Consider the following 4,781-nt stretch of genomic DNA (forward strand, 5'->3'; position numbering starts at 1 on the left):
TCGTCGGCAGCGTCAGATGTGTATAAGAGACAGTATAAAAGTTGAGTACTTAATCATTAAACGATATCTATTTATTAATAAATTATTAAAAAATATAAGTATATGTAAATAGAGAAGAATGTAGCATTCTTACAGAAAGAATATGAGTTATCATTTGTATAATTGATAGAAGTGAAATAAAATGATAAGTATAGGTAATAAAAAGTAATATATTCATAATCTTCAATAGGAGAGGTGAATTTGAAATATGGATAATCAAAGTGGAAGAGAAAATTTACACATTATAAATAATCAAACTGGATATATAGGTACATATTTAGAGAATATAAGAGATATCGTTCCATTCCTGCATAATAATCGTTATGTAGATAAGGTGGAAGAGAAGATGGAGGTTGCTGAAAAAGAGGGAAAGAGTAAATATACGTATTTAAGCGATTTGGAAGTCATTTATCATTTCGTACATTTACAAAAAGATATGGATGAGAAGAAGAATAGAAAAGAAGATACGAAAAAGAGTTATGCATCTGAAATCTTGTCATTTTGTCAGTGCATGGTGCAGCATGCAGAGAATTTCGAATTAAATGGGGAAGAAGTACAGCAAAATGACTCTTTATTAAAAACATTGCAACCTTGGCATATTCGTAAATACAACTCTTGGTTGAAGCAGGTAGAGAACGGTAGGAATGGGGAAACATATGCAGTCGCAACACTTGCAAAGAAAACAGTACTTATTCGTTCTTTTTTAAAACACCTTCATGTATTTGCTTATATCGAAAAACCTCTTCATGAAGAACTGCAGCGCGCTAATGTAAATGAACAGGATCGGCCAAATCGGGATTTATCTTATGATGAAGTTATGAAAATCTTAGGGTTTTATAAAGAAAGAGGGCATGTAGTAAACTATACAATTTTACTAGCTCTGGCAAGTACAGGTGCAAGGATTCAAGAATTGTGTACAACGAGGGTAAAAGATTTACATTATGACGGAAAGTACTGGTTAAAAGTAAAGGGTAAAGGCGATAAGATGCGTGAACTTTTCATTTCTGAGCATTTGTACCAGTGTATTTGTGAAATGAGACGAAGAAGAGGGTTCCAAACCGTATTAGATCAAGGAGATGAAAGTCCTTTATTTGTAAACCAAAGGGGGAACTTTTATAATTCAAAAACGTTATCGAACCAGGTAACAGATATGATTAAAAAGACAAATTTAGAGTTTCTGCAGTATCGTGAGAATCCAGTAACGGCACATACATTCCGTCATGCTTTTGCAATCATGGCCGTTGAACAAGGAAATGCGGATCTATATCATTTAATGCAAACACTGGGGCATGAAAATATCCAAACAACAAAAATCTATTTAGAGAAGCATATGAAACGGAAGAATAATGTGGGTACTTCCTTTGCGGATATGTTAGTGTAAAATGTTAACATAAAAAACCATTGTTTAATTATGTGTTTTTTACATGATTAAACAATGGTTTTATTCGTATGAAAAATAATACGAAAGCTTGGAGTTTATTGATAAAGAAATTACATTTAATCAAATGTAGTATAGTAGTTAAGTTTAGTGACAGCTAGTAAATTAGGAGTTACACTTGGAATAGATACATCAGCACGTGCAAATGGCTCTGTCAGTGGAGGGGTTTTTCCCCCACTGATTAATTGTTGAACCAATCGGGCGTTTAAAACTAGGTGTTCTCCCACCTAATTTCTTTACTACTGCCGAATTTTGAGGTGGGATAAAGTTAATCATTTGGTTTATTTATAAGTTTATAGCTAAATAAAAAAACTGTTTTTAAGTAGGAAAACAGGATATAAAACCTTAAACAAGAAGTAAAGAACATAAAATTTTGGCGTGGTTAGGAGGGAGGAATTGGCATATTTAATTCTGATATTTATGTTTGCAGTTGGATTATATTTCCTAGTTTTCGATAACCCTTATATAACTATATTTATTATATTTCTTATCATGGTAGGGAAGTCATTATATGACAGTAGAAAAAACAAACAGTAATCAAGACTACAGGGGCAGTAAGCGAGTAAGATAGTGAATTATTGCTATATTATTAATCATAAAGTAGGTGATTTTCGAAAATGATTCTTGAAAATGTTAGTACGATAGGGGCACTCGCTTTTCTATTTTTAATGATTTATCTTGCGACAGATCCTAAAGATGTAAGCTTGCTAACAGTCCCAGCTTACTTCGGTGGAATGTGGGTCACTAACTGGCTTACTGAAAATGGATTTCAAGGTACATTTATGTATACGAGTTGGTTAGTAGTCTACGTTAGTATAATGATTTACCTTATCTTCGCTTCAATTCGTCTAGGCATACGTAACATAAAATATATTAAAGAGAAAATAAGAAAGCGTAGAGCCATAAAAAAATAACGCAAAGAGAAACCGTCCTTACAGGCGGTTTTATTGTTATACTGAAATGCAATGTACATTATTTAACGTTTGAAGAGGGTTAATTATAGAGTACTCAAGAATCTACACATTAAGAAATGATCAAGAAAAATCAATAAAAGTAGAATCCTGGCGTTCATTTAGAGAAGAAATGAATGTGTTAGGAATTAAGGATTCAGATGTATTTCAAATTCAATTAGTGGAATATGGGTAAGAGAGAAAGAAAAAGAGTTCTCCTAAAAATACTAGAAGAAAATAGGTTACCCATGCATAAATATCATAATTAAGCACATGTTATATACGAATATAATGGAGGTGCAACGATGAATATTCAAAGACACGAAAATAATGCAAATGAATTTCATATTTCAGTTGCTGCAAGTGCTATTGAGCAAATGAAGTATGAAATTGCTCGCGAATTAGGAGTCACACTTGGACCTGATACATCATCGCGTGCAAATGGTTCTGTCGGTGGAGAAATTACAAAACGCTTAGTTCGAATGGCCGAAGAACAATTAACAGGAGAATATAGATTACACTAAGTTAAAGAAGTAATAAAAAAGAATCCATTTTTAAAAACGGATTCTTTTTCTTTTTTTTACATAAACTTCAAAAAAATGATTGTGAATCTAAAAAATGACCTCTTAGATTTCTTTTTAAGCACTTCGAAAATTCAAATCAATGACATAGGTATCGATGCGAATCAAATCTTATACGAGTGGTTACAGGTTGCTTAAACGGTATTTTGTTTTTTATGATTTTAATTCCATAATACTTAAGCCAATATAATACAAATTTTTTGTTAAATAGTTAACCGTTTATAATTTCCCCACCATTCACGTGCAGAATTTGTCCTGATATGTAAGATGCATCTTCGGATGCCAAGAATACATAAGCAGGTGCCACTTCAAACGGTTGACCGGCTCGCTTCATAGGAACATGGTCTCCAAATGTGGCAAGCCATTCTGGAGGCAAGGAAGATGGAATTAATGGAGTCCAAATTGGTCCCGGGGCCACACCATTAACTCGGATCCCTTGCGGTGCCAGTGACGATGACAGCGAACGTGTAAAGGAAACAATGGCTCCTTTAGATGCTGCGTAGTCAATTGCATCTTGATCTCCATGATAGGCACTAAGGGATGTTGTATTTATTATGGAGCTCCCTGAATTCATATATGGCAAAGCAGCTTTCGTCAAAATAAAATGAGAAAAAACATTTGTGTGAAAGGTACTTGTTCGTTGGTTAGAATCTACATCAAGTAGACTGTTCCTTATGTATAGTACACCGGCATTATTCACCAAAATGTCAATACGACCAAATTGGTGAATTGTCTGCATTACTGCTTGTTGGCAATGCTGCTCATACCCAATATCACCTGGAATGGTAATGCAACTACGGCCATACTTTTTAACATAGAACTCCGTTTCTTTTGCATCACTATGCTCATTTAGGTATGAGATTGCTATGTCTGCACCCTCTTTCGCGAAGGCTACAGCGACAGCCCTCCCAATTCCACTATCCCCACCAGTTATAAGCGCTACCTTATTTATAAGTTTACCGGCTGGTTTGTAATTGGGGTTATCAAATATAGGTCTAGGTATCATTAATGATTCAATGCCAGGTTTACTTTGTTGTTGAGGCGGGAAACCCATCACATTCACCCCTTTTGGAATTTTCCTATAATAAATGAAATTCTGATATAGGTTATGATTATCATCAGGAAAATATATCCTTGCCAAAGAATTAAATAGAGGAAGCGAAGGGGGATTTACCCCATCAAGGTATAACATCATTTCCGGTTATTTGTAAAATGTATTAATTTTTCCCTTTAGGGGTAGCACCACATCGCTATCAAGCTAAGCTTATGCAAAGTCAATTTCAGGCGAGATTGTTTCTTTTTTCTAAAGGGCAAGTGTAGATGATTGAAAGATTTGCATACGAAATAAACCCTAACGGGTTTCACTTTTTTGAATTAAGCGGCTTGATTATCAGACATGGTACAATTGTAAACGACACCTAATATATCAAAGACTGTTTTCTTCTCATATCGATGAGATTTTCTCCCGTTTTGCTGTAGGAGATTGAACAGGCGAAGTAACACCTTTGATAGCTCTTGGGTGTTTTTTTGTATAGTTTGGAATAGAAGAAGAAAATAGTCTTTAATCATATATATGGCTTTATACTCACTAAGCTCTCGTTTTTTCTTTATAAGGAGCAATTGGCGCATTTGAAACATGATAGAAGAACAGAGTAGAATGGCAATCAATTGACCATATAAATGGCATTCCAATCGTTCTGGTTTTATCTTTTTACAATGATGAATTTGAAAGAATGACTTCCACGTTTTAAATAAAATTTCGATTTGCCAACG

5 protein-coding genes are annotated in these 4,781 nt (G+C 34.2%); 3 read left to right on the top strand and 2 right to left on the bottom strand.

Going from position 1 to position 4,781, the window contains the following annotated elements; genetic code table 11:
* The first annotated feature begins 247 nt into the window (after positions 1 to 247).
* The 3 genes from JDS80_RS30190 (at position 248) to JDS80_RS30200 (ending at position 2,951) form a co-directional block, all read left to right on the top strand.
* Positions 248 to 1,420 carry a tyrosine-type recombinase/integrase gene (locus JDS80_RS30190; protein WP_199640759.1) on the top strand — a complete coding sequence of 391 codons (1,173 nt, stop codon included), beginning with the start codon at positions 248 to 250 and terminating at the stop codon, positions 1,418 to 1,420.
* 674 nt (positions 1,421 to 2,094) lie between these two features.
* Positions 2,095 to 2,391: a hypothetical protein gene (locus tag JDS80_RS30195; RefSeq protein ID WP_199640760.1), complete on the top strand. Its 297-nt coding sequence runs from the start codon at positions 2,095 to 2,097 to the stop codon at positions 2,389 to 2,391.
* 341 nt (positions 2,392 to 2,732) lie between these two features.
* Positions 2,733 to 2,951, top strand: coding sequence for an alpha/beta-type small acid-soluble spore protein (locus JDS80_RS30200; RefSeq protein WP_097833428.1), 219 nt, complete (start codon positions 2,733 to 2,735; stop codon positions 2,949 to 2,951).
* Between the two features lie 268 nt (positions 2,952 to 3,219).
* Here JDS80_RS30200 and JDS80_RS30205 read toward each other — a convergent pair whose 3' ends face one another.
* The gene (locus JDS80_RS30205) at positions 3,220 to 4,062 is read right to left on the bottom strand and encodes an SDR family oxidoreductase (RefSeq protein WP_199640761.1); all 843 of its coding nucleotides are present in this window, start codon (positions 4,060 to 4,062) and stop codon (positions 3,220 to 3,222) included.
* 320 nt (positions 4,063 to 4,382) lie between these two features.
* Positions 4,383 to 4,781: transposase (locus tag JDS80_RS30210; protein ID WP_199640762.1), on the bottom strand; the 399-nt coding region annotated here is incomplete at its 5' end.

It is taken from the genome of Bacillus cereus group sp. N8 (assembly GCF_016483685.1).
GTDB lineage: Bacteria > Bacillota > Bacilli > Bacillales > Bacillaceae_G > Bacillus_A > Bacillus_A proteolyticus.